Source organism: Burkholderia sp. THE68, from assembly GCF_009938265.1.
In the GTDB taxonomy this organism is placed as follows: Bacteria; Pseudomonadota; Gammaproteobacteria; order Burkholderiales; family Burkholderiaceae; genus Caballeronia.
In genome coordinates, this window is the sequence record NZ_AP022317.1 from 86,237 (window position 1) to 108,155 (window position 21,919).

Here is a 21,919-nt window from a genome sequence, read left to right on the forward strand (position 1 = left end):
GTTCCGCTGATGCCCCCAGCGGGCGCCGACAAGATCGAAGGGGCACGGAAGACACAGGAGAAGACCATGCATCAGAGGAGACGGATCGTCGCGCTGGCAGTGGCAAGCATCGTGTCTGGCGCCTTCGCGAACCAGGCTCTGGCGGGCACGCCTGAGGCGCAGAAATGGGTGGACAGCGAGTTTCAACCAAGCACGCTTTCGAAACAGCAACAGATGGACGAGATGAAGTGGTTCATCGACACCGCGGCGAAACTCAAATCGCAAGGCGTCAAGGAAATTCATGTCGTGTCGGAAACGATCGATACGCATACCTACGAATCCAAAACGCTTGCCACCGCGTTCACTGAAATCACCGGCATTCAGGTGAAGCACGACATCATTCAGGAAGGGGACGTCGTCGAGAAATTGCAGACCTCGATGCAATCCGGGCAAAGCATCTACGACGGCTGGATCTCGGACTCGGACCTGATCGGCACGCACTATCGCTATGGCGTGATCGTTCCGCTATCCGATTACATGACAGGCGAAGGCAAGGAATATACGAACCCCGGTCTCGACATCAAAGACTTTATCGGCACGAGTTTTACGACCGCGCCGGACAAAAAACTTTATCAGCTTCCCGACCAGCAGTTCGCGAACCTTTACTGGTTCCGCGCGGACTGGTTCGCCCGCAAGGACTTGCAGGACAAGTTCAAAGCGAAATACGGCTACGATCTGGGCGTGCCGGTCAACTGGTCCGCGTATGAAGACATCGCCGAGTTCTTTACGAACGACGTGAAAAACATCGACGGAGAAAAAGTTTACGGTCATATGGATTACGGCAAGAAAGACCCGTCGCTCGGCTGGCGCTTCACCGACGCATGGCTTTCCATGGCGGGCGCAGCCGACAAGGGCATTCCGAACGGCATGCCCGTCGACGAATGGGGCATTCGCGTGACGCCTGACGGCTGTCATCCGGTAGGCGCGTCGGTGTCGCGCGGCGGCGGCACCAACAGCCCGGCAGCAGTCTACGCAACGACCAAATACATCAACTGGCTCAAGAAATACGCGCCGCCAGAAGCGTCCGGCATGACTTTCAGCGAAGCGGGCCCTGTGCCCGCGCAAGGCCGGATCGCGCAACAGGTGTTCTGGTACACCGCGTTCACGGCGTCGATGCTCAAGCCGGGCAACGTCACGAATGCGGACGGCACGCCGAAGTGGCGCATGGCGCCCTCCCCGCACGGCGCTTACTGGAAGGACGGTATGCAAAACGGCTATCAGGACGTCGGCTCGTGGACGTTCTTCAAGTCGACGCCGCCGAATCAGCGCGCCGCCGCGTGGCTGTACGCGCAGTTCGTGACGTCGAAGAGCGTGTCGCTCAAGAAGTCGATTGTCGGTCTCACGTTCATTCGCGACTCCGACATTCATAGCGACTACTTCACGAAAAACGCGGACAAGTACGGCGGCCTGATCGAGTTCTATCGCAGCCCGGCGCGCGTCGCGTGGACGCCGACCGGCAACAACGTGCCCGACTATCCAAAGATGGCGCAGCTCTGGTGGAAGAACGTCGGCACCGCCGTCGCCGGCGAAAAAACTCCGCAGGCTGCAATGGATAACCTCGCGAAGGAAATGGACCAGGTGTTGTCCCGTTTGCAGCGGGCCGGCATGAAGGTTTGCGCGCCGGAGCTGAATGCGCAAAGCGATCCGTCGAAGTGGCTGTCGGACCAGCACGCGCCGTGGAAGGCGCTCGCCAACGAAAAGCCGAAGGGCGAAACAGTGAAGTATGAGCAACTGCTGTCGGCGTGGAAGGCGGGCAAGGTGCGGTAAGTCTTCTGACGGCGCTCGGCGCTCTTATGAATGGGCGGCACTTGTTGGTGCCGCCTTTTTTATTGTTGCGTTCTGTTGAAGAATTGCATCCGCAGCAGCGCGGCGCTCACGTGATCCGGAGCCTGCTGGACACACTCACCCTCGATGAGACGGTATCCGCCACTGCACGTTCAGCAGATGGTCGCGCATGCGCGCGGCGGCGGTCGCACCGTCGCGCTTGATCATCGCTTTCACGACAGCCTGATGCTGCTCCGCGAAATGCCGCCGTGTGTCCTGATCGGCGGTTTTTTCGCGCGCGGTCGGCTTCATACGCATGCCGTTCACCACCTCCATCAGCGCGATGATCGCCGGGTTGCGCGTGGCCTGCGCAATGAGCAAATGAAAGCGATGATCCCACTGCTGCCATTCGTCGTCGTCCTTGGCCATGGCGTTGCGCCGCGCGCATTTCTCCAGTTCCGCGAGATCGTCCGGACTCGCCTTGCTCGTCGCCAGCTCAACGAATGCCGGTTCGAGTACCAGTCGCATCTCCGCGATATCCGCCGGGCTCGACCCCGCGCGCAGACTGCTGAGCGACGCCGAAAACTTCAGCGGACGCGCGCCCAGATACGTGCCGCGCCCGACCCCGCGCCAGACGCGCCCCGCCGCTTCCAGCGAAGCCAGCGCCCCGCGCAGATCGCGCCGGCTCACGCCGAGCGCCTCGGCGAGGCTGCGTTCCGACGGCAACGCATCGCCGTCCTTCAGATTGTGCTGCGCGACATAGTCGAGCAGCCTGTCGAGCGTGGAATCTTCCATGATCTTCCGGTTGAACCAATATGCATTGGTTCAATTTAGCAGATTGCCGACTGAGGAGCGACGGATTGCTTTACTTTTTCTGTTGGCATAATCTACGCGCGTCGGTTCGATTTCGCATGAAGTCGCATGCATCGATGTAATTCGAACCATTAAACCAATGGTTCGTCACAGGGACAACGGCAATGAGTTTTACGACACGACCCGAACTGATCGGCACGTTCGGCATGGTGGCATCGACGCACTGGCTGGCCAGCGCGTCCGCGATGGCGGTCCTGGAAAAAGGCGGCAACGCGTTCGACGCGGCCGCGGCCGCCGGTTTCGTGCTGCAGATCGTCGAGCCGCATCTGAACGGGCCGGGCGGCGAGTTGCCCGCCGTGTTCTACAGCGCGAAGGACGATCGCGTGCGCGTACTGTGCGGCCAGGGCGTCACGCCCGCTGCCATGACCATCGATCACATGAAGGACCTGGGCCTCACGGTCATGCCCGGCACCGGTCTGTTGCCCGCCGTCGTGCCGGGCGCATTCGGCGGCTGGATGACCTTGCTGCGCGACTACGGACAGTTGCCGCTGGAAGACGTGCTGAGCTATGCCATCGGCTATGCGGAGCACGGCTATCCGGTGCTGCCGCGCATGGCGTCGTCGATTCTCGCGATCCAGGATTTCTTCAGCCGCGAATGGCGCACGTCCGCCGAGCAATGGCTGCGCGACGGCGAAGCGCCGCGTCCCAATCATCTGTTCGCGAATCCGGCCATCGCGGAAACCTACAAGCGCATTCTGCGCGAAGCGAAGACGCGCGGTGACCGCGCGGAGCAGTGCGAACGCGCGCGTATTGCGTTCTACCGCGGTTTCGTCGCGGATGCGATCGATCAGTACTTCCGCTCGACAGACGTGCTGGATACATCGGGTCAGCGCAATCGCGGCCTTCTGGACGCATCCGATCTCGCGCGCTGGGAGGCGACGTACGAAGACGCCGTCTCCTACGAATACGAAGGCTTCATGGTCCACAAGACGGGGCCATGGGGTCAGGGTCCGATGTTCCTGCAGCAGCTCGCCTTGCTCAAGGGCTTCGATCTCGCGAGCATGGACCCGCTGGGACCGGACTTCGTTCACACGGTCATCGAATGCGCGAAGCTCGCATTCGCCGACCGGGACGTCTTCTACGGCGACCCGAACTTCTCCGACGTACCGATGGACACGCTTCTGAGCGACGCCTACAACGACGCGCGCCGCCGGCAGATCGATCCGCGCCGCGCATCGTTCGAATTCCGTCCGGGCAATCTGCTCGACAGCGAGGCGCGCGCCGCGAAGATCCTGGCCAACGCGGGCCGCCAGCAACCGGGCGGCTTTGGTCAGGGCGAACCCACTTTCGCGCCGCTGCCCGAATTGCGCGGCGACACCGTGCATCTCGATGTCGTCGATCGCTGGGGCAACATGGTGTCGGCGACGCCGTCGGGCGGCTGGCTGCAGGCATCACCCGCGGTGCCCGGGCTGGGCTTCAACGTGACCACGCGCGGCCAGATGTTCTGGATGGAAGAAGGACTGCCCTCGTCGCTCGGGCCGGGACGCCGTCCGCGCACCACGCTCTCGCCGACGCTCGTCACCCGCGACGGCAAGCCCTATGCCGCGCTCGGCACGCCGGGCGGCGATCAGCAGGATCAATGGTCGCTGCAACTGCTGCTGCGGCACGTGCACTTCGGCCTGAATCTGCAGGCCGCCGTGGATTCGCCTTCCTTCCAGACCGCGCACTTCCCCGGCTCGTTTTATCCGCGTGACATTCAACTCGGCAAGATGTCGGCGGAAGGCACCTTTCCGCAAGCCACGCTCGATGAACTGCGCGCGCGCGGCCACGAACTCACGGTCGCCGAACCCTGGTCGCTCGGGCGCGTGTGCGCCGTAGGCATCCGCCACGGCCTGATGCGCGGGGCCGCCACGCCGCGCCAGATGCAGGCCTACGCCATCGGGCGCTGACGCAGCATCCATCGGAGAACATCGATCATGTCTGCTGTCGCCGCCCGCCTCGAACGGCTGCCGCTATCCGGCTTTCATCGCAAGCTGCTGATCATCGGCGGAATGGGCTATATGTTCGACGGCCTCGATTCGTCGTCGCTCGCGTTCCTGCTTCCGGTCGTCAGCAAGCTGTGGAACCTGACGAGCGCGCAGACCGGACTCGTCGCGAGCAGCACGTATATCGGCTATTTCTTTGGCGCGTTCCTGTCGGGCGTGCTGGCGGACATCATCGGCCGGCGCCGCATCATGATGAGCGCGCTCGCGATCTATTGCGTCGCGTCGCTTGCGAGCGCCACCGCCAACGACTGGCATACGTTCTTCGTGTTGCGCATCGTTGCGGGCTTCGGTTCGGGCGCCGAGACCGTCGTGATTGCGCCGTTTCTCGCCGAATTCGTGCCGCGCCGCTATCGCGGTATGTTCTGCGGCGCATTGGTGGGCTTCATGTCGTTCGGTTATCTGAGTTCGTCGATCCTTGGCTATACCGTCGTGCGCAATTTTCCGGACGGCTGGCGCTATCTGGCGGTCATCACCGCCCTGCCCGTCGTGATGCTGCTGTGGTGGCGGCGCACACTGCCCGAATCGCCGCGCTGGATGGAAAGCCAGGGACGCGTCGCCGAGGCCGGCAGCATCGTCGACGACATCGAGGCCTGGTATGCGCAACGCGGCATCGCACTCGCTCCGTTATCGGCTGTGGGCACGATTCCGTCCGCGATCAGGAGCAGCGGCAGCGCCTGGCACAACGTGAAGACGCTGTGGTCGAAGCGCCTCGCGGGAACGACCGCCGTGAGCTGGCTGATGTGGTTCGCCGTGGCCTTCGCGTACTACTCGTTCTTCTCGTGGATCCCGAGCCTGCTCGTCAAGGAAGGGCTCACGATCACGAAGAGCTTCGGCTTTTCCATCGCCATCTACGGCGCGCAAATCCCGGGCTACTTCTCGGCGGCGTGGCTCAACGAGAAGATCGGACGCAAGGGCGTGGTGGCCTCGTACATGACGCTCGGCGGCATCGCGGCGATCATGCTGTCGCTGTCGCATACCGGCACGCAGATCATGGCGGCGGGCATCTGCCTGTCGTTCTTCATGAACGGCGCGTTCGCCGGCGTCTATGCGTACACGCCGGAAATTTTCCCGACCGCGGTCCGCACGACAGGCACGGGGTCGTCTTCCTCGTTCGGGCGCATCGGCTCGGTGAGCGCGCCGATTCTCGTCGGCATCGTGTATCCGTCGTTCGGCTTCTTCGGGGTGTTCGCGATGACGACCGCCGTCCTGCTCGCGGGCGCGTGCGTCGTGTTCTTCCTCGGCATCGAGACGCGCAATCGCTCGCTCGAAGACATCGAAATCAACGGCGCGATCGACGGCGATGCACGCGAGCACCTCGCCTCCACGAACCTCGGCGGCTGAGCACTTTCACGGATAACGACATCATGCGGGACACGGAAGCAAACACGACGCGCCCATTGCAACTGAACGACCTTCAACGGCTCGCCCGCGCGATGCGCGAGCCCGCCCAGCCGGCGACGCTCTTCGACGCGGTCGCGGCAGTCGCCGCCGAGACGATCGGCTTCCGGCTTTTCACCATCATGGCTTACGATGCGCGCAATCACGAGGTCGAGCGCATCTTCACCAACATGCCCGACATCTATCCGGCCGGGGGCCGCAAGACGAAGCGCGACACCGCGTGGGCGACGCAAATCCTCCGTGATTTGCGGCCTTTTCGCGGCGAGACCGCGCACGACATCCGCCGCGCGTTCGACGATCACATGACGATGGCGAACATGGGCCTGGGCTCGATCCTCAACATCCCGATCGCCTATGACGGCGAATGCATCGGCACGATGAATCTCACGCACGTCGAGCACTGGTACAGACGCGAGCACGAGGACACGGGCGTGCTGCTCGGCTCGTTTCTGGCGCCCGCGCTGGTCTCCCGCATGCCGCTGTACGCCGATGAGACGCCGCGCTCATGAGTCGCGCCTCTCCTGAAACCGGGCGCTGGCTGATGGTGTTCGCGCTCGGCTATCTCGCGCTGCTCGTCGACGGCGCCGACGTCATGATGTACGGCCTCACGCTCACGCGCATCAAAAGCGAATTCGGGCTCACCAATGTCGAGGCCGGAGCGCTGGGCAGCCTGACGCTCGTCGGGATGGCGGTAGGCGGCATCCTCGGCGGCTGGGCGAGCGATGCGCTCGGGCGCGTGCGAGTGGTCGTGTGGGCGCTCGCGCTCTTCTCCCTCGGCGCGGGCCTGCTCGGGCTCACGCACACCTTCGCGCAGTTCGCCCTCGTGCGCTTCATCAGCTCGCTCGGGATCGGCTGCATGGTCCTCGTGAGCACGCTCGTCGCCGAATATGTACCGACCGGGCGGCGCTCCCTGATTCTCGGCATGTTGCAGACGGGGGTGTCGGCGGGCTACATCGTCGTGATCTCGCTCGCCAACTGGATCCTGCCGCTCTACGGCTGGCGCATGCTCTTTTACGTCGCGACGATTCCGGTCGTGCTGGCGCTGGCGATTCACTGGTTCGTGCCCGAACCGCCCGGCTGGCGCGCCAGCGTGGCGATGCGGCAAGGCGCGCCGCGCGTGCGCCGCACATGGCGCGAGAATCGCTATTACCTGATCTTCTCGGATCGGGAGGCACGCAAGATGTTCATCCTGTGGGCGCTCGCATCCGTGTTCGCGCTTTCGGGCTTCTACGGGCTGAACAACTGGCTGCCGACCTACCTGGAGAAAGAACTGCACGTGCGCTTCGGCTCGATGGCGGGCTATATGATCGGCACGTACGTCGTCGCGTTCGTGGGCAAGATCGTCGCGGGCTGGGTCGGCGACCTGTGGAGCCGGCGCGGCGTATATGTGCTCGGCTGCATCGGCGCGGCGTTGTTCCTGCCGGTCATCGTGTTTCTTCACACGCGCGAGAACATCGTCTGGCTGATGCTGTTCTTCGGGTTTCTCTACGGCGTGCCGCTCGGAACGATGGGCGCGTTCATGTCCGAGAGCTTCGCCACGCGGATTCGCGGCACGGCGGTCGGCGGTTCATATAACGTGGGCCGCTTCTGCTCGGGTGCGGCGCCGGTCGTGATCGGCTATATCGCCACGCAATTTACGTTCGGTGTGAGCTTTCTGCTGGTCGGCGCAGTGTTCTTTCTGAGCGGCATCTGCGCGTTCTTCATTCCCGACCGCCTTTATGACACGAGCGCACCGGAACCGGGAGGTCCCGGCCCAGCGACTCCCGCGCGCGACGCGAATGCGGATCAGGGCGCAGCGCAAGCGCTGACCCCGCGGTGATACCGGCCGCCCGGCGCTCGCAACGAAGCATCGGCTGAACCCGTCGTCGGATGGCGGAAAGTATGCTCAGAGGGCCGTCAGACGGCGATCCGGAGCATCCTCGAGATTCGCGCGGGTCGTTGCGGCGCGCGCGATCTCGAGCCGGTTGCCACCGCGCGATTTTGCGCCGTAGAGCGCGCGATCCGCGGCTGCGAGCACCTTTGCCAGCGTGTCTTCCTCGGCCCCGAAGCGCGCCATGCCGATGCTCACCGTCGCCGCGATCTCCACCCCGCGCGCCGTGCGCGTGACCGTCTGCGAGAATCGACGAACCACGGCTTCGGCCAGGTCTTTCGCGCGGGCGCTTTCGTGCCCCGGCAGCAGCGCGGCAAACTCCTCACCACCGATACGCGCCAGGATCGCATCGCGTCCGAGCACGCTGCGGAGAACCGTGGCGAACGACTTCAGCACTTCATCGCCGGCTTCGTGGCCGAAGCGGTCATTGATCGCCTTGAAGTGGTCGAGGTCGAGCGCGAGACAGGACACGGGTGCAAAGGCGTTGCTCTCGCGGATTGCGCTCGCGCCTTCTTCGAAGAACCATCGGCGGTTGCCCAGGCCTGTGAGGTAATCGGTCTGCGATTCGCGTCGCAGATCGGCGTGGGCTTCGTCGCGCGCGAGGCGCAGGAGCGTCATGGGCAGAATGACCGAATAGAGCACCCCTTCGTACATCGTCACCTGGCCGACTATCGCCAGCAAATGCGGTCCGAACGATGCCGCCAGCCACGGCAGAACGGTGGCCCTGAACGCGTAGAAGAGCGCGTGACCGCCCGTGATGGCCACGGCGATGTTGCGCGACTGCTTCCATTTCGAATCGCGGTTGCTGAGGAGTTCGCGCGCGGTCAGACCGCACACCACGGAGATGGGGATGGCGCTGATGTACGCCCACATGACCGCTTCGCCGTGCTCGCCCGCGATGGCCCAGGCGAGCGCGAGCATCGAAACAATGCAGAGAGAAATCCGGCCGTAGCGGCGTCCGTTCAGGAGCGCGACGCCGTGCAGGTTCAGCAGATACCCGCCGACGATGATGAGGTTCGCCAGCGCGGAGCCCACGACGCCGGGAAGGCCAGGAACGTTATGCCGAATCGCGGCAGTGGCGCAGCCGAACGCGAGCGTGGCGTAGCCTGCTGCGAGCACGCCAAGTTCGCGCCTGCGCCGTGGATACGACCGACGCTCCCAGAGCGTCAGGGCGCTGCTGGCGAGAAGCGTTCCGATTGCTAGCAGGTAAAGGGTGATGAGGTCGACACGCATGCGCTCGCTGAGCTTTCTCCCAGCCGAAGACGATCTAACATGACTCGTTTACGGCAGAAAGATCAGAAAATTGAGGAGAGCATGTCTGATTTGGGCTGACGCGTTCAACTCGATTTTCCGGCTCAGGTTCGGATATTTTTCTCGCAATCATCCCAGTAGCGCAGCGGATCGTGATGGTCTGGATAACGTGAATCAAGCCATGCTGCGAGCTTGGTCCAATCCGGATGGTTGGTACCGGTGCGCGCCGACCAGATGGAAGACCGCTCCAGAATTCGACCGTTCCCGCGATCGCGAACAAGCACGCTTCCCAACCCGTTCGAGCTGTTTGTCTGGGACTCAATCAGATAACGTGGCAGGATCCTGAGCTCGGCATTCCTGGCCCAACCGAATAGCGCCCGGACCACGCCGGATGGGTCTCGCAACTCGCAGGGGCCACTTCCTGGGCGAATCATCGTCCAGCCTTCCGGAAATTCGGCGACAACCTCGTCTTTTCCCTCCCTCACCCACTTCACGCGCAAAGCTCGCGCAATGGCTTCGCGCATGCGAGACACGGAGTCATAGCCGCTAGGCAACTCGATTGCCACCGGGAGCGTGATCAGGTTGTCTTTCCAGAGCGTGGATTCGTCTTCGACGCGCTTCACGACGTCGGACGCGTCCGGCCCGAAAGGATTCTCGGGACGCCTCGACGCCCTCGCGGTTGCTCCCGCAGGCAGGCCCTCGAAGAGGCGCTCAGCGTCTTGACGTGTCAGTTTCGGCTTTGCTTTGTTCATGGTCTCTTTGGCTCCTTGGCTGACAGCGAACGCGGCGTTGAGCCTTCCGCCGCCGCTGGACCCCTGGAAACGTCGTGAGCGGCCTATTTTGCGTGAGAACGATTTGTGAACTCGCGCGATCCGCCCGCACGGCTGTTTGACCGAACGGCCGGACCCGTATCTTCGCCGATGGTCGAAATCGAGTGCTTGAAGATCATCTGGGATCCCGTGGTCGAATTGAGATAGAGCATGTACGTATCGAATGATTGAATGTGCCCAACCAGTCGGATTCCGTTGACCAGATATATCGCCACGCGCTTTCGTTCCTTTCTCAACGCATTGAGAAAGTCGCCTTGTACACCGGGTTGGTTCTGCGCCATATCAGTTTTTGCCTTTGAGATTTGATGAGTTCGAGCCATCCGATCGGGTCCGATCTGCAAGCCACGGATGCTTCAGACAGCATCGAGGCCGTACTTGGCCTCTTGTTCGTAGCGGATCGAATGCAGGATCACGCGCGTGTCGGAACACGCGTACAGGATGAGATAGGCGGAGAGAACAGACTCCCGAAATTCAAACAACTGAGCCTGTGCAGCCAACTGCTCAACTTGCTGCAGCCAAGCCTGCGATGCGGCTGAAGTCACTGAATAGAAATTTGCTCGACGACCAATCCTGGGATACTGCTCCAGACGCGCAATAAGCTCAACTATTTCGCCTTCAAGATCGTCGGACCATCGTGCGGCCGTGCACGCTTCGATGGCATCGAGGGACTCGCTGAACGAGTCAGCGACGTCAACGACGATCATGTCTGGCCCTTGATGCGGCGTTCCTCGGCACGCTCTTGCAACGCGCGCCTGAAATCTTCGGCAGACGAAGTCCGGCCGGCGAGCACGTCGTGCATCCCGCGTTCCGCGTCCGAGAGCATCAACAAGCGGCCCCGCTCGTGGCGCTCGAGCTCATGATAATAGTCAAGCTTCCTCGCGTCGACGATCGCGACGAAAGCGGAACCGTTTTTCGTCAAGACCTTCTCAGCGCCGGCGACGACGTCATCGGCCAGCTCGGTCAGACGCGCCCGAGCCTCACTGATGGGGACCACGTCTTGGGCGCGGATTGCCATTTTCATGTATCCATTAACGAATTCGTTAAGGTAACACACCCCGCGCGGTCGTGTATGTCAAGCACGTTTCCCGTGAAACCAAAAAAAGTGCGACCGTCATAATTCTCGGCGCAAGTGTCTATCTACAAATAGATAAGAAACGACGGGAGGCCATCGTCGACATGCCAATGCCTAACGCTTGACGAGCCCCAGTACGTAAGTGCACGCCTCATCGGTCGAATTGACGAACGTGCATTGCACAGGCGGCCCGAGTTGCAGGCAATCGCCCGCATTGAGCGTATGCGTGACCTCACCCTCCTCGAAAAGCAGCGTGCCCGATGTCACCCAGATCTGCTGATGCTGGAACGTGAACGCGGACGGCGGGTAGGACACTCTCGTGTGCGCGGGCAGATTGACCTCGACCAATTCGAGCACCGAACCATTCAGCGGCGACAGCACGCGCCGGGTATATCCCGTCTCCGGGTCTTTCCAGACAGGCTGCGCATCCGCGCGGCTGATTCGCAATCCCGCCTGCTCGGCAAGAGCCAGCAAGGTCGATAGTTGCAGTCCGAACGCGCCGGACAGCCGGCCGAGCAAAGTCGCGGTTGGGCTAGCCTCGCCGCGCTCGATCTTGCTGATCATGGCTTTCGATACGCCAGAACGCTCCGCAAGCTCGGAAAGCGACCAGTTTCGCCGTTCGCGCTCGATCTTGATGCGCGTGGCAATGGCGTCGGTCGGGTCATTCGTCACTCGGAGCCTCGTCGTCGGTTGGATATCGGAGCGACGCATTATAAGCGGCGGCCATGTTCGGCCCGCGGCGCAGGTCCGTCGCAGACTGCCAACGCCGAGCGTAAACCCTGAGGCAAATTCTTTTTACCGTAGTCGATCGTCCACTATAGTAAACACATCAAGTTCAGGCGTCGCCGGGCGCCATCGAATAAAGGACACGACTATGCCGCAGGAAATCCGCCTCAACGCATTCGACATGAACTGTGTCGGCCACATTCAGCAGGGCCTCTGGACGCATCCGCGCGACCAGTCCGGCCGATACTCCGAACTCCAGTACTGGATGGACTATGCGAAGAAGCTCGAAGCCGGGCTTTTCGACGGACTGTTCCTCGCGGACGTCGTGGGCGTCTACGACGTCTACGGCGGCAGCGCCGATGCCTCGTTGCGCGGCGCGGTGCAGGTGCCCGCCAACGATCCGCTGATGATCGTGCCCGCCATGGCCGCCGTCACGAAGCATCTGGGTTTCGGCGTGACCTGCAACCTCACTTACGAACAACCTTTTCTGTTCGCGCGCCGGATGTCGACGCTGGATCATCTCACCGGCGGGCGTATCGGATGGAACATCGTCACCGGCTATCTGGACAGCGCGGCGCGGGCCATCGGTATCGATCACCAGCTCGCCCACGACGACCGCTATGACCTCGCGGACGAATACATGTCGCTCGTCTACAAGCTCTGGGAAGGAAGCTGGGCGGATGACGCCGTGCTCAACGACCGCGAAAGCGGCGTCTATGCGTCGCCGTCGCGCGTGCGCTCGATTCATCACCACGGCGCGCAATACAAGGTCGATGCGATGCACCTCTGCGCGCCCTCGCCTCAGCGCACGCCGGTGCTCTATCAGGCGGGTTCGTCGACGCGCGGCAGGCAGTTCGCCGCGACCCACGCCGAATGTGTGTTCGTGAACGGGCAGAAGAAGGAAGGTATCCGGGAAATCGTCGGCGACATCCGGCAGAGGGCCGTCCAGTACGGCCGTCGGACAGACGACGTGAACATCTTCATGGGTGCGTCGCTGGTGATCGGCCGCACGGACGCGGAAGCGCGCGACAAGCTCGAAGACTATCGGCGCTACGTGAGTTCGGAGGCGGCGCTTGCGCACGCGGCGGCGTCGCTGGGAATCGACTTCTCGCGTTACGACATCGACGAACCCATCGACACGCAGAAGAGCCAGGCCATCGTCTCGAATGTCGAAGCGATGACGCGCAGCGCGGGCCCTCAATGGACACGTCGCAAGCTGCTCGAACAGATGGTGCTCGGCAGCCGGCAGACGCCGTGGGTCGGCTCGGCGCAAAGCATCGCCGATCTGATGATGGCGTGGATGGAGGAAACCGGCATCGGCGGTTTCAATCTGTCGCGCACGGTGGTGCCCGAATGTTTCGACGACGTCGTCGACCTCCTGATTCCGGTCCTGCAGGAACGCGGCGCCTACAAGACGGCGTATCGCGACGGGACTTATCGCGAGAAGCTCTTCGGCCATGCGCGCCTGCCCGGATCGCATCCGGCGGCGCAGTATCGCGGCGGCTTCGAGCAGACCCTTTGATACCTCATCTTCAACCGGATCGGGCGAAATCATGATCAACAAGACAAGCTTCCGAGAAGCCATGGCGGGCCTGGGTGCGTCCGTCAACGTGATTACCTCCGATGGCGTCGCCGGGCGCGCGGGCTGCACCGCCTCGGCCGTATGCGCGGTCACCGACGAGCCGCCGACGCTGCTCGTCTGCATCAACCGGTCGAGCCGCAACAACGCCATCATTCGCGAGAACGGCGTCCTGTGCGTCAACGTGCTGTCGGCCGACCAGCAGCACATCGCCGCGCGCTTCGCGACCAAGGACGCCAGCATGGACGAACGCTACGCCTGCGGCGAGTGGAACGCGCTCGAAACCGGTGCGCCGGTACTCGCGGATGCGATCAGCGCGCTGGATTGCGCAGTCCGTTCCACCACGGAAGTCGGCACCCACACGGTCTTCTTCTGCACCATCGAAGCCACCCGGACACGCAGCGAAGCCGATGCGCTCATCTACTACGCGCGCAATTTTCATCGCGTCGGCAACACGGCTGCCGCTCTGTCGGCCGTAGCGGCCTGAACGTCGAATTCCGATCGAGATTCTTTAATGCCATTCAATTACCCAAAGATTCAGCTGCTCATCGACGGCCAGTGGCGCGACGCGCCGGGCCAGCCGGTCATCAGCCCGGCTGACGAAACCGTGATCGGCATGGTTCCGCACGCAGCACCGCGTGACCTCGACGACGCGCTCGTCGCGGCGCAAGGCGGGCTTCAGGTCTGGAAGCGCACGCCGCCCGCGCGGCGCGCGGAAGTCATCCTGCGTGCGACGGAGCTGTTGCGCGAGCGGATCGAGGCGATCGCGCCGGTCATCGCGATGGAGCAAGGCAAGACGCTGGCGCAAGCGCGCGCCGAAGTGCTGCGCAGTTGCGACCTGATGGCCTGGGACGCGAATGAAGGCAAGCGTCTGTACGGCCGCGTGATTCCGGCGGAACCGGGCATGCGGCACACGGTGATACGCGAACCGCTCGGTGTCATCGCCGCGTTCACGCCGTGGAACTTCCCGATGAGTTCGCCCGCGCGCAAGGTCGGCGGCGCACTGGCGAGCGGCTGCTCGATCATTCTCAAGCCGGCAGAGGAAACGCCGGCGGGCGCGGTCATGCTCGCGACCGCACTGATGGATGCGGGTCTTCCCCCGGGCGTGCTCAATCTCGTCTACGGAGACCCCGCGCAGATTTCGGAGCATCTGATCTCGAACCCGGTCGTGCGAGGCATCACGTTCACCGGCTCCACGCCTGTCGGCAAGCACCTCGCCGGGCTCGCCGCGCGCTTCATGAAGCCGGCGATCATGGAGCTAGGCGGACACGCGCCCGTGGTGATCAGCGACGACATCGACGTCGATTCGGTCGCGCTCGCCTGCGTAAAGGGCAAGCTCAACAACGCCGGACAGGTCTGCGTGGCGCCGACGCGCTACTTCGTGCATCGCGCGGTCTATGACGCGTTCGTGTCCGCATTCGAGCGGCACGCGAAGCAGATTCGTGTCGGCCATCCGCTCGAATCCGGCAGCGATATCGGCCCGCTCACCAGCCGCCGCAGGCTCGAGGCGATCGAAGCGCTGGTCCAGAACGCGCTGGATGCAGGCGCGCGTCTGATGTGTGGCGGCAAACGACTGCCCGGAGCGGGTTACCTGTTCCCGTTCACGGTGCTCGCCGACGTGCCCGAGTCCGCCCGCATCATGCACGAGGAGCCTTTCGGACCGGTGTGCCTCGTCACGCCGTTCGATTCGCTCGATGAAGCCATCGCCCGGGCCAACGCCCTGCCCTTCGGGCTCGCGGGCTATGCGTTCACGCGCTCCGCCGCGACGGCATACCGGCTGGGACAGGAAATGGAGGTCGGGAATCTCGCGATCAACCATTTCGTATCGGCGGTCTCGGAGACGCCCTTCGGAGGCGTGAAGGAAAGCGGCTACGGACGCGAGGGCGGAACAGAAGGCCTGGAGTGCTACACGACGGTCAAGAGCATCTCCCACCTGATCGTGTGAGCCGCGCGTCGCGGGCGAACCTGACCTGACAGCATCGGGCGGGAATCGGCCAGATCACCCTACGTGAAGTTTCCTCGCGCTCCGGCGCGTGCAAGACGGAATGCCGGCGGTGAGCATTCCGGGGCAAGGCAACACCGCACAGGTTGACGGCGTTCTCGTCCGGGATATGGCATCCCGCGGCTCCGCTCGTCTTTTCATCATAAAAGCTTGTGGAGTCTCGATGCGTCCCATCCACACCCTCGTCGTTTTGCCGCCCGCGTTCGTATTGCTCGGGCCGTTCTTTCTGAATCGTGTGACGCCGTTCGTCCTGGGCATGCCGTTTCTGCTTGCCTGGCTGGCCGGGACGCTCGTCATCACGTCGATCGTGATGGCCCTCGTCTATCGCTCGGACAGCAAGCACCGCATCAAAACCAGTGAAGAAATGGCGGGAGACCATGCATGAATAGCGCACTTTTGATCATCTTCGCGGCCATGGCGCTCGCGTTGTTCCTGGGCATCCGCGCCCGTCCGGGCAAAGGCATGAGTCTCGAACAATGGGCCGTCGGCGGGCGCGGATTCGGCACGGCGATCGTGTTTCTTCTGATGGCGGGAGAGATCTATACGACGTTCGTGTTTCTCGGCGGCAGCGGATACGCGTACGGACACGGCGGCGCCGCTTACTACATGATCGGCTACGGCAGTCTGTGCTTCGTGCTGTCCTACTGGCTGCTCCCGCCGATCTGGCGATATGCGAAGCAGCGCGGCCTCATCTCGCAACCCGACTTCTTCGCCGCGAAGTACGGCAGTCCGCTGCTCGGCGTGCTGGTGGCGATCGTCGGCATCGTCGCGCTCATTCCGTATCTGGTGCTGCAACTGAAGGGGCTGGGCATCATCGTGACGGTGGCCTCGTATTCGGCCGTGTCGTCCACGCAGGGCGTCTGGATCGGGGCCACGGTCGTCGCCGTCTATGTTGCGCTGTCCGGCGTGCATGGTTCCGCATGGACCTCCGTCGTGAAGGACATTCTCGTGATGGGCGTCGCAGTCTTTCTGGGACTGTATCTGCCGTTCCATTACTACGGCGGCATTGGCGCGATGTTCGCCGCCATCGACGAAGCGAAGCCGGGCTTCCTTGCCTTGTCGTCACGTGGTGAAAGTCCGGTGTGGCTGGTCTCGACGGTGCTGCTCTCGACACTCGGCTTCTACATGTGGCCGCACATGTTCATGGCGACGTACACCGCCAGACGCGAGGACGTGCTGCGCCGGAATGCCTATGTGCTGCCGATCTATCAACTCATGCTGCTGTTCATTTTCTTCGTGGGCTTCGCGGCGGTCCTGCGCATTCCGGGCCTCAAGGGAAGCGAAATCGACCTTGCGCTGCTCAAGATCTCGATGGCGACGTTCGATCCCTGGTTCGTCGGCGTGATCGGCGCGGCCGGCGTGCTGACGGCGATCGTCCCCGGTTCGATGATCCTGATGACCGCATCGACCCTGCTTGCGAACAACGTCTACCGCGTGGCGCGCCCCAACGCGAGCAAGCAGCACATCGCCGCGTCGGCGCGCTGGATTGCGCCGGTCATCATGCTGGGCGCGGTCTTCTTCACGCTTCAGGGCGGCCAGACCATCGTGTCGCTGCTGCTCATGGCGTACGCCCTCGTGACGCAGTTGTTTCCGGTCCTCGTCGCCTCGCTGCTGCGCCATAACCCGGTCACACGAGCGGCCGCGTTCGCGAGCATCATCGTCGGCGAAGCGACCGTCGCCGCCGTGTCGCTCACCAGGAGCACGATCGCGCAACTGTTCCCGTTCCTTCCCGACGCGCTGAAGGACCTGAACGTAGGCATCGTTGCGCTGGTGCTCAACGTGATGACGCTGGTCGTCGTGACCTTGCTCACGAGGCGCGCGACCGATGAAGCTCGCAGCGGCGCGACGGCGCTCTGACGAGCACGGCCCTTGCAAGCGTTTCAGACTCTCGCAAGGGCGTATCGAGGATGACACGATGAACAGACATTCCGAAGACTGCGAGTCCGGGTTCAAGATCGCCTACGTCGAGGCGGGATGGCACCAGGACATTCTGGCGCCGGGCAGGGAAGCCTTCGCGCGCCGCATGCAGAGCAATGGCCTCGACGGCAGCCGGATCCACTATTTCACCGTCCCCGGCGCTTTCGAGATTCCGTTGTTCGCGCGGCGTCTCGCCGCCAGCGGACGTTACGCCGCGATAGCAGGCGCGGCATTCGTCGTCGACGGAGGAATCTATCGCCATGATTTCGTCGCGAGCACGGTCGTCGACGCATTGATGCGCGTGCAGCTGGACGAGAACGTCCCCGTTTTCTCGATGGTGCTCGCGCCGCACCACTTCCACGAGCACGCAACTCATCTGCACTTTTTCAAGGATCACTTCTCGATCAAGGGAAGCGAGCTGGCCGAGGCCTGCATGCAGCAGCTACTCGGCCTCGAACCCCTCGACAGGTATCGGGTCGAGACGCTGACATAGACACCGGAAGAGCATGAATTCAGACACGACAACCCGGCTCGGCGAGCTGATCGACAAGCATCTGCCCCGCTGGGTTTCACTGAGGCACGATCTGCACGCGCACCCGGAGCTGCGCTACGAGGAAGTCCGGACCTCGGACGTGGTGGCCGAAGAGCTGCGGCAGGCCGGCTACGAGGTTACGCGAGGGCTGGGAGGAACCGGCGTGGTCGCGAGCCTGCCCGGCATCGACCCTGCACGCGCGATTCTGCTTCGCGCGGATATGGACGCGCTGCCTATCCGCGAAACCAGCCAGCACGCGTATGCGTCTCGTCACGAAGGTCGCATGCATGCCTGCGGTCACGATGGGCACACCGTGATGCTGCTGGCCGCGGCGCGCGTTCTCCGGCAGCTTCCGCGACTGCCCGGCACGGTTCACTTTGTCTTTCAGCCAGCCGAGGAAGGCGGCGCCGGGGCGAAGCGCATGCTCGACGAGGGCCTGCTGGATCGATTCCCGAGCGAGGCCGTATTCGCGATGCACAACTGGCCCGGCCTTCCCGCGGGACACTTCGGCTTGCGCGCGGGACCCATCATGGCCGCCGGCACGCGCTTTCGTATCACGGTGAAAGGCGTCGGCGCGCACGCGGCGCAACCGCATCGAGGTGTCGACCCCGTGCCGATCGCGTGCGCGCTCGTTCTTCAATTCCAGACGCTTTGCGCGAGACACAAGGACCCGGTCGACCCGGCCGTGCTGTCCGTGTGCATGATCCACGCCGGAGAAACGGACAACGTATTGCCTGAAACAGTCGAGATGCGGGGCACCATTCGCACCTTGTCGTCCCGCCTGCTTAAGGAAATCAGGGAAGGCGTGGACCGTCTTTGTCAGGGCGCCGCGCAATCTTACGGCGTGCGGATCGAGACGGAGTTCTTTCAGTACTACCCGGCGACCGTCAATACGAAGGCCGAGACCGATTTCTGCGCGGCCGTGCTGCGCTCGACCTTCGGCGACGAGCGCGTTCATCTGAACGTCGAGCCGAACATGACCTCCGAGGACTTCGGCTTCATGCTGGAGGCACGACCGGGCGCGTACGTCCTGGCGGGAGCGGGCGGCGATGCAGGTCTGCATCACCCGGCCTACGACTTCAACGACGCGCTCATTCCAGCAGGCGTCCGCTATTGGGCGGCGCTTGCACACAGTTACTTCCAACGCCCGTTCGAGGCGCGCTGATCCGCGTGCCCGAACGAAACAACAGGAGACACCTCTTTGGCAATGGCGCAATGCACTGGCGTACGGCGAATGCTCGCCGAGCGCGTCGGGCCTGTGACGGTCATCTCGCTCGCGCAGTTGTTCGGCACCTCGCTGTGGTTCAGCGCGAACGGTGCTGCTTCTGAAATTACGCGCGCGTGGCACGCCACCGCAGCGGATATCGGCTGGCTGACGAGCGCAGTGCAGGCCGGCTTCATCCTCGGCACGTTGACGATGTCGCTGACCGGCGGCGCCGACCGGTTTCGCGCGAGTGCCATCTTCGTATGGAGCGCCATTTTCGGGGCCCTCTTCAATGCGATGTTCGCGCTGCTCGCCACGGGGATCGTCTCCGGCGCGATATGTCGATTTCTCGTCGGCATCTGTCTGGCTGGCATCTATCCGATGGGCATGAAGCTCGTCGTCAGCTGGGTGCCGGAGAAAACCGGTCCGGCGCTGGCCCAGCTCGTCGCGATGCTGACGCTGGGCTCAGGACTTCCCCATGCGCTGAAAGTGGCAGGCACCGATCTGCCGTGGCAGGGCATCATCGTGGCGTCTTCGATGCTGGCGTTGCTGGCCGGCGTCCTGATCTTCCTGCTCGGCGACGGGCCGCATACACGAAACAAATCCCATCTCACCCGCAGGAGCACGGTATCCCCATCGCCCGGCGTGTTCCACGCACTTCAACGTCCCGACTTTCGCGGCGCGGCGCTGGGCTATTTCGGCCACATGTGGGAGCTCTATGCGTTCTGGACGCTGGTGCCGCTTTACATTGCACGGTCATCGCTGGCGCACGGCATTCACGCAGGCGGTGTTTCCGGTCTTTCGTTTTTTATCTTCGCGGCCGGCTCGGCCGGCTGTCTCGCCGGCGGCATGCTCTCCCGGAGAATCGGCAGTGCGGGCGTCGCCGCGGGCGCGCTGGCGATATCGGGTACGTGCTGTGTGTTGTTCGCCCTGATGTGGCGCGATGCAGGCGCCCCGCTGCTGTTTGTTCTGCTGCTCGTGTGGGGCGCCGCCGTGGTCGCGGACTCGCCGCAGTTTTCCGCGCTCTCCGCCAGGGCCTGTCCGCCCGAACTCGTGGGAAGCGCGCTGGCGATTCAGAACTCGATCGGCTTCGCCATCACGGTCGTATCGATTTCGGCGGCAACGGCGCTGTTTGAAAGAGTCGGGCTCGACTCGGCGTGGCTGCTCGTGATCGGCCCGATCGCTGGCCTGATGGGATTCGCCCCAGTTCTCAGGCGGCAGTCGAGAGGCGCAACGTCGAAAGCGTAGCCGGCGCGAATTCAAGCGTCGTCCGGCTTCTCGCGATCATCCAGAATCAGTTGCAGGAACGTGAGATCGAGCCAGACGCCAAACTTCATGCCGACCTGAGGCAACTGGCCCACGTGCTGGAAACCGAGCTTCTCGTGCAAACGAATCGAGCCCTTGTTGCCTGACTCGATTGCGGCGACCATGACGTGCTTGCCAATGCGGCGCGCGCGCTCCAGCAGCGCGAGCATCAGCGCCTCGCCAATGCCCTTGCCGCGCTGACCGGCGTGCACGTAGACCGAGTGCTCGACGGTATGCCGGTAACCGTCGAACGCTCGCCAGTCGCCGAACGACGCATAGCCGAGAACTTGGCCGTTTTCATCGACTGAAACCAGGACCGGATAGCCCTGCTTCTGACGCTCGGCCAGCCATTGCGTGCGGTTGGCTACATCGACGAGCTTGTCGTTCCAGATCGCCGTCGTGTGCTGCACGGCGTCGTTATAGATCGAGGTGATGACCGGGAGGTCGTCCAGGCCTGCATCGCGGATAGGCATCGTTCGAATCCGTATTTCATAGTTGACCAATGTCCACCATAGTATCCGAACGAAAATCACGTGCCAATAGGATGGGCTCTGCCCGGGCGTTGCGTTCCATGTCAGTTGACGTCGACCAGGACACGGCCTCTCAGCTGACCCGCCAGCATCGCCTCGGCCGCCGCGCCCACTTCTTCGAGGCGGACCGTCTGCGCGGTGATGCCGTCGAGCAGCGTTGCCGGCAGATCGATGACGATGCGGTTCCATGCCTTGATGCGATCTTTTGATGGCAGCATCACCGAATCCACGCCGATCAGCCGGACGCCGCGCAAGATGAACGGCATGACGGTGGTCGGCAAGTCTGCGCCGCCGGCAAGGCCGCACGCGGCAACCACGCCGTTGTAGTTCATCTCGGCGAGTACGCGGGCGAGTACTTTCGAACCGACGGTGTCGATCGCGGCCGCCCATTTCTGCGCTTCGAGCGCGCGCGGTGCTTCGGCCCACTGCGGGCCATCGGCAAACGCCTTCGCGCCGAGGCCTTTGACATATTCGTGCTTCTCTTCGTTGCCGGTCAGCGCGCACACTTCGTAGCCGAGCTTGCTCAGCACGGCGACGGCGACGCTGCCCACGCCTCCGGCCGCGCCCGTCACGAGCACCGGACCGCTCGCCGGCGTGATGCCTGCGCCTTCGAGCGCATTCACGCACAGCATGCCGGTAAAGCCGGCGGTGCCGATCATCATCGCCTGGCGGGTCGTGAGCCCTTCCGGCAGCGGCACCAGCCATTCGCCGCGCACGCGCTGATACTGGCTGTAGCCGCCCCAGTATTTCTCGCCCACGCTCCAGCCCGTGAGCACGACCTTCTGCCCGGCGCGCAGATTCGGATTCGACGTTTCGACCACTTCTCCGGAGAAGTCGATACCCGGCACGAGCGGCCACGTCTTGACGATCTTTCCCTTGCCGGTGACAGCCAGCGCGTCCTTGAAGTTGATCGTCGAGTATTCGATCTTCACCAGCGTGTCTTCACCCGGCAGCGCGTCGAAGCTCAGCTTCTCGATCGCGGCCTTGGTCTTCCTGTCTTCCTCGCGCAGCATCATTGCATTGAACGTCTGTCCGGACATTA

At 63.3% G+C, this 21,919-nt stretch carries 22 protein-coding genes; 13 read left to right on the top strand and 9 right to left on the bottom strand.

What is annotated here, in order from left to right:
- Positions 1–66: 66 nt before the first annotated feature.
- Positions 67–1,806, top strand: a complete 1,740-nt coding sequence (locus BTHE68_RS21655) for an ABC transporter substrate-binding protein (protein WP_162068382.1) — start codon at positions 67–69, stop codon at positions 1,804–1,806.
- A gap of 135 nt (positions 1,807–1,941) precedes the next feature.
- Here the strand turns inward: BTHE68_RS21655 and BTHE68_RS21660 are convergent, their stop codons facing one another.
- Complete coding sequence (locus BTHE68_RS21660; protein ID WP_162068383.1) at positions 1,942–2,598, bottom strand: FadR/GntR family transcriptional regulator; 657 nt, start codon at positions 2,596–2,598, stop codon at positions 1,942–1,944.
- Between the two features lie 182 nt (positions 2,599–2,780).
- Between BTHE68_RS21660 and BTHE68_RS21665 the strand changes: the two genes are divergently transcribed.
- Genes BTHE68_RS21665 through BTHE68_RS21680 form a run of 4 tightly spaced genes read left to right on the top strand, consistent with a single transcriptional unit; the run spans position 2,781 to position 7,878 of the window.
- Entirely contained in the window at positions 2,781–4,565 is a 1,785-nt protein-coding gene (locus BTHE68_RS21665) for a gamma-glutamyltransferase family protein (RefSeq protein ID WP_162068384.1), read from the top strand.
- A gap of 27 nt (positions 4,566–4,592) precedes the next feature.
- Complete coding sequence (locus tag BTHE68_RS21670; protein WP_162068385.1) at positions 4,593–6,002, top strand: MFS transporter; 1,410 nt, start codon at positions 4,593–4,595, stop codon at positions 6,000–6,002.
- A gap of 23 nt (positions 6,003–6,025) precedes the next feature.
- Positions 6,026–6,568 carry a GAF domain-containing protein gene (locus BTHE68_RS21675; protein WP_162068386.1) on the top strand — a complete coding sequence of 181 codons (543 nt, stop codon included), beginning with the start codon at positions 6,026–6,028 and terminating at the stop codon, positions 6,566–6,568.
- The gene (locus tag BTHE68_RS21680; protein WP_162068387.1) at positions 6,565–7,878 is read left to right on the top strand and encodes an MFS transporter; all 1,314 of its coding nucleotides are present in this window, start codon (positions 6,565–6,567) and stop codon (positions 7,876–7,878) included. Before BTHE68_RS21675 ends, BTHE68_RS21680 begins: the two co-directional genes overlap by 4 nt.
- A 66-nt stretch (positions 7,879–7,944) precedes the next feature.
- Here the strand turns inward: BTHE68_RS21680 and BTHE68_RS21685 are convergent, their stop codons facing one another.
- The 6 genes from BTHE68_RS21685 to BTHE68_RS21710 all read right to left on the bottom strand — a co-directional run bounded on the left by BTHE68_RS21685 (position 7,945) and on the right by BTHE68_RS21710 (position 11,793).
- Positions 7,945–9,162 (bottom strand): GGDEF domain-containing protein, encoded by a 1,218-nt coding sequence (locus BTHE68_RS21685; RefSeq protein ID WP_162068388.1) that lies wholly within the window; start codon positions 9,160–9,162, stop codon positions 7,945–7,947.
- A gap of 122 nt (positions 9,163–9,284) precedes the next feature.
- Positions 9,285–9,932, bottom strand: coding sequence for a hypothetical protein (locus tag BTHE68_RS21690; RefSeq protein WP_162068389.1), 648 nt, complete (start codon positions 9,930–9,932; stop codon positions 9,285–9,287).
- A gap of 83 nt (positions 9,933–10,015) precedes the next feature.
- A complete protein-coding gene (hfq, locus tag BTHE68_RS21695; protein ID WP_162068390.1) occupies positions 10,016–10,291 on the bottom strand; it encodes an RNA chaperone Hfq in 276 nt (91 codons plus the stop codon).
- 72 nt (positions 10,292–10,363) lie between these two features.
- The gene (locus tag BTHE68_RS21700) at positions 10,364–10,714 is read right to left on the bottom strand and encodes a hypothetical protein (RefSeq protein WP_162068391.1); all 351 of its coding nucleotides are present in this window, start codon (positions 10,712–10,714) and stop codon (positions 10,364–10,366) included.
- Positions 10,711–11,025 carry a type II toxin-antitoxin system prevent-host-death family antitoxin gene (locus BTHE68_RS21705; RefSeq protein ID WP_162068392.1) on the bottom strand — a complete coding sequence of 105 codons (315 nt, stop codon included), beginning with the start codon at positions 11,023–11,025 and terminating at the stop codon, positions 10,711–10,713. The genes BTHE68_RS21700 and BTHE68_RS21705 overlap by 4 nt, the downstream gene beginning before the upstream one ends.
- Before the next feature lie 171 nt (positions 11,026–11,196).
- The gene (locus BTHE68_RS21710; protein WP_162068393.1) at positions 11,197–11,793 is read right to left on the bottom strand and encodes a helix-turn-helix domain-containing protein; all 597 of its coding nucleotides are present in this window, start codon (positions 11,791–11,793) and stop codon (positions 11,197–11,199) included.
- A 163-nt stretch (positions 11,794–11,956) separates the two neighbouring features.
- Here BTHE68_RS21710 and BTHE68_RS21715 point away from each other — a divergent pair, with 163 nt between their 5' ends.
- From BTHE68_RS21715 to BTHE68_RS21750, 8 genes are all read left to right on the top strand, one after another.
- Positions 11,957–13,330 (top strand): LLM class flavin-dependent oxidoreductase, encoded by a 1,374-nt coding sequence (locus BTHE68_RS21715; protein ID WP_162068394.1) that lies wholly within the window; start codon positions 11,957–11,959, stop codon positions 13,328–13,330.
- 31 nt (positions 13,331–13,361) lie between these two features.
- Positions 13,362–13,874, top strand: coding sequence for a flavin reductase (locus BTHE68_RS21720; protein WP_162068395.1), 513 nt, complete (start codon positions 13,362–13,364; stop codon positions 13,872–13,874).
- Between the two features lie 27 nt (positions 13,875–13,901).
- Complete coding sequence (locus tag BTHE68_RS21725) at positions 13,902–15,332, top strand: NAD-dependent succinate-semialdehyde dehydrogenase (protein WP_162068396.1); 1,431 nt, start codon at positions 13,902–13,904, stop codon at positions 15,330–15,332.
- Between the two features lie 220 nt (positions 15,333–15,552).
- Complete coding sequence (locus BTHE68_RS21730; protein ID WP_162068397.1) at positions 15,553–15,774, top strand: DUF3311 domain-containing protein; 222 nt, start codon at positions 15,553–15,555, stop codon at positions 15,772–15,774.
- Positions 15,771–17,246 carry a sodium:solute symporter family protein gene (locus tag BTHE68_RS21735; protein WP_162068398.1) on the top strand — a complete coding sequence of 492 codons (1,476 nt, stop codon included), beginning with the start codon at positions 15,771–15,773 and terminating at the stop codon, positions 17,244–17,246. The genes BTHE68_RS21730 and BTHE68_RS21735 overlap by 4 nt, the downstream gene beginning before the upstream one ends.
- Positions 17,247–17,304: 58 nt before the next feature.
- Positions 17,305–17,799, top strand: a complete 495-nt coding sequence (locus tag BTHE68_RS21740) for a 6,7-dimethyl-8-ribityllumazine synthase (protein ID WP_162068399.1) — start codon at positions 17,305–17,307, stop codon at positions 17,797–17,799.
- 13 nt (positions 17,800–17,812) lie between these two features.
- The gene (locus BTHE68_RS21745) at positions 17,813–19,003 is read left to right on the top strand and encodes a M20 aminoacylase family protein (RefSeq protein ID WP_162068400.1); all 1,191 of its coding nucleotides are present in this window, start codon (positions 17,813–17,815) and stop codon (positions 19,001–19,003) included.
- 69 nt (positions 19,004–19,072) lie between these two features.
- Complete coding sequence (locus tag BTHE68_RS21750) at positions 19,073–20,290, top strand: MFS transporter (protein ID WP_232078074.1); 1,218 nt, start codon at positions 19,073–19,075, stop codon at positions 20,288–20,290.
- 11 nt (positions 20,291–20,301) lie between these two features.
- Here the strand turns inward: BTHE68_RS21750 and BTHE68_RS21755 are convergent, their stop codons facing one another.
- Together BTHE68_RS21755 and BTHE68_RS21760 are read right to left on the bottom strand one after the other, a co-directional pair.
- Positions 20,302–20,820, bottom strand: a complete 519-nt coding sequence (locus BTHE68_RS21755; RefSeq protein WP_061176954.1) for a GNAT family N-acetyltransferase — start codon at positions 20,818–20,820, stop codon at positions 20,302–20,304.
- A 101-nt stretch (positions 20,821–20,921) separates the two neighbouring features.
- Positions 20,922–21,917 (bottom strand): MDR family oxidoreductase, encoded by a 996-nt coding sequence (locus BTHE68_RS21760; protein WP_162068401.1) that lies wholly within the window; start codon positions 21,915–21,917, stop codon positions 20,922–20,924.
- Positions 21,918–21,919: the final 2 nt, after the last annotated feature.

Coding starts and splice junctions, on each gene's coding strand:
- BTHE68_RS21655 (WP_162068382.1), top strand. CDS start 67: ATGCATCAGAGGAGACGGATCGTCGCGCTGGCAGTGGCAAGCATCGTG.
- BTHE68_RS21660 (WP_162068383.1), bottom strand. CDS start 2,598: ATGGAAGATTCCACGCTCGACAGGCTGCTCGACTATGTCGCGCAGCAC.
- BTHE68_RS21665 (WP_162068384.1), top strand. CDS start 2,781: ATGAGTTTTACGACACGACCCGAACTGATCGGCACGTTCGGCATGGTG.
- BTHE68_RS21670 (WP_162068385.1), top strand. CDS start 4,593: ATGTCTGCTGTCGCCGCCCGCCTCGAACGGCTGCCGCTATCCGGCTTT.
- BTHE68_RS21675 (WP_162068386.1), top strand. CDS start 6,026: ATGCGGGACACGGAAGCAAACACGACGCGCCCATTGCAACTGAACGAC.
- BTHE68_RS21680 (WP_162068387.1), top strand. CDS start 6,565: ATGAGTCGCGCCTCTCCTGAAACCGGGCGCTGGCTGATGGTGTTCGCG.
- BTHE68_RS21685 (WP_162068388.1), bottom strand. CDS start 9,162: ATGCGTGTCGACCTCATCACCCTTTACCTGCTAGCAATCGGAACGCTT.
- BTHE68_RS21690 (WP_162068389.1), bottom strand. CDS start 9,932: ATGAACAAAGCAAAGCCGAAACTGACACGTCAAGACGCTGAGCGCCTC.
- hfq (WP_162068390.1), bottom strand. CDS start 10,291: ATGGCGCAGAACCAACCCGGTGTACAAGGCGACTTTCTCAATGCGTTG.
- BTHE68_RS21700 (WP_162068391.1), bottom strand. CDS start 10,714: ATGATCGTCGTTGACGTCGCTGACTCGTTCAGCGAGTCCCTCGATGCC.
- BTHE68_RS21705 (WP_162068392.1), bottom strand. CDS start 11,025: ATGGCAATCCGCGCCCAAGACGTGGTCCCCATCAGTGAGGCTCGGGCG.
- BTHE68_RS21710 (WP_162068393.1), bottom strand. CDS start 11,793: ATGCGTCGCTCCGATATCCAACCGACGACGAGGCTCCGAGTGACGAAT.
- BTHE68_RS21715 (WP_162068394.1), top strand. CDS start 11,957: ATGCCGCAGGAAATCCGCCTCAACGCATTCGACATGAACTGTGTCGGC.
- BTHE68_RS21720 (WP_162068395.1), top strand. CDS start 13,362: ATGATCAACAAGACAAGCTTCCGAGAAGCCATGGCGGGCCTGGGTGCG.
- BTHE68_RS21725 (WP_162068396.1), top strand. CDS start 13,902: ATGCCATTCAATTACCCAAAGATTCAGCTGCTCATCGACGGCCAGTGG.
- BTHE68_RS21730 (WP_162068397.1), top strand. CDS start 15,553: ATGCGTCCCATCCACACCCTCGTCGTTTTGCCGCCCGCGTTCGTATTG.
- BTHE68_RS21735 (WP_162068398.1), top strand. CDS start 15,771: ATGAATAGCGCACTTTTGATCATCTTCGCGGCCATGGCGCTCGCGTTG.
- BTHE68_RS21740 (WP_162068399.1), top strand. CDS start 17,305: ATGAACAGACATTCCGAAGACTGCGAGTCCGGGTTCAAGATCGCCTAC.
- BTHE68_RS21745 (WP_162068400.1), top strand. CDS start 17,813: ATGAATTCAGACACGACAACCCGGCTCGGCGAGCTGATCGACAAGCAT.
- BTHE68_RS21750 (WP_232078074.1), top strand. CDS start 19,073: ATGCTCGCCGAGCGCGTCGGGCCTGTGACGGTCATCTCGCTCGCGCAG.
- BTHE68_RS21755 (WP_061176954.1), bottom strand. CDS start 20,820: ATGCCTATCCGCGATGCAGGCCTGGACGACCTCCCGGTCATCACCTCG.
- BTHE68_RS21760 (WP_162068401.1), bottom strand. CDS start 21,917: ATGTCCGGACAGACGTTCAATGCAATGATGCTGCGCGAGGAAGACAGG.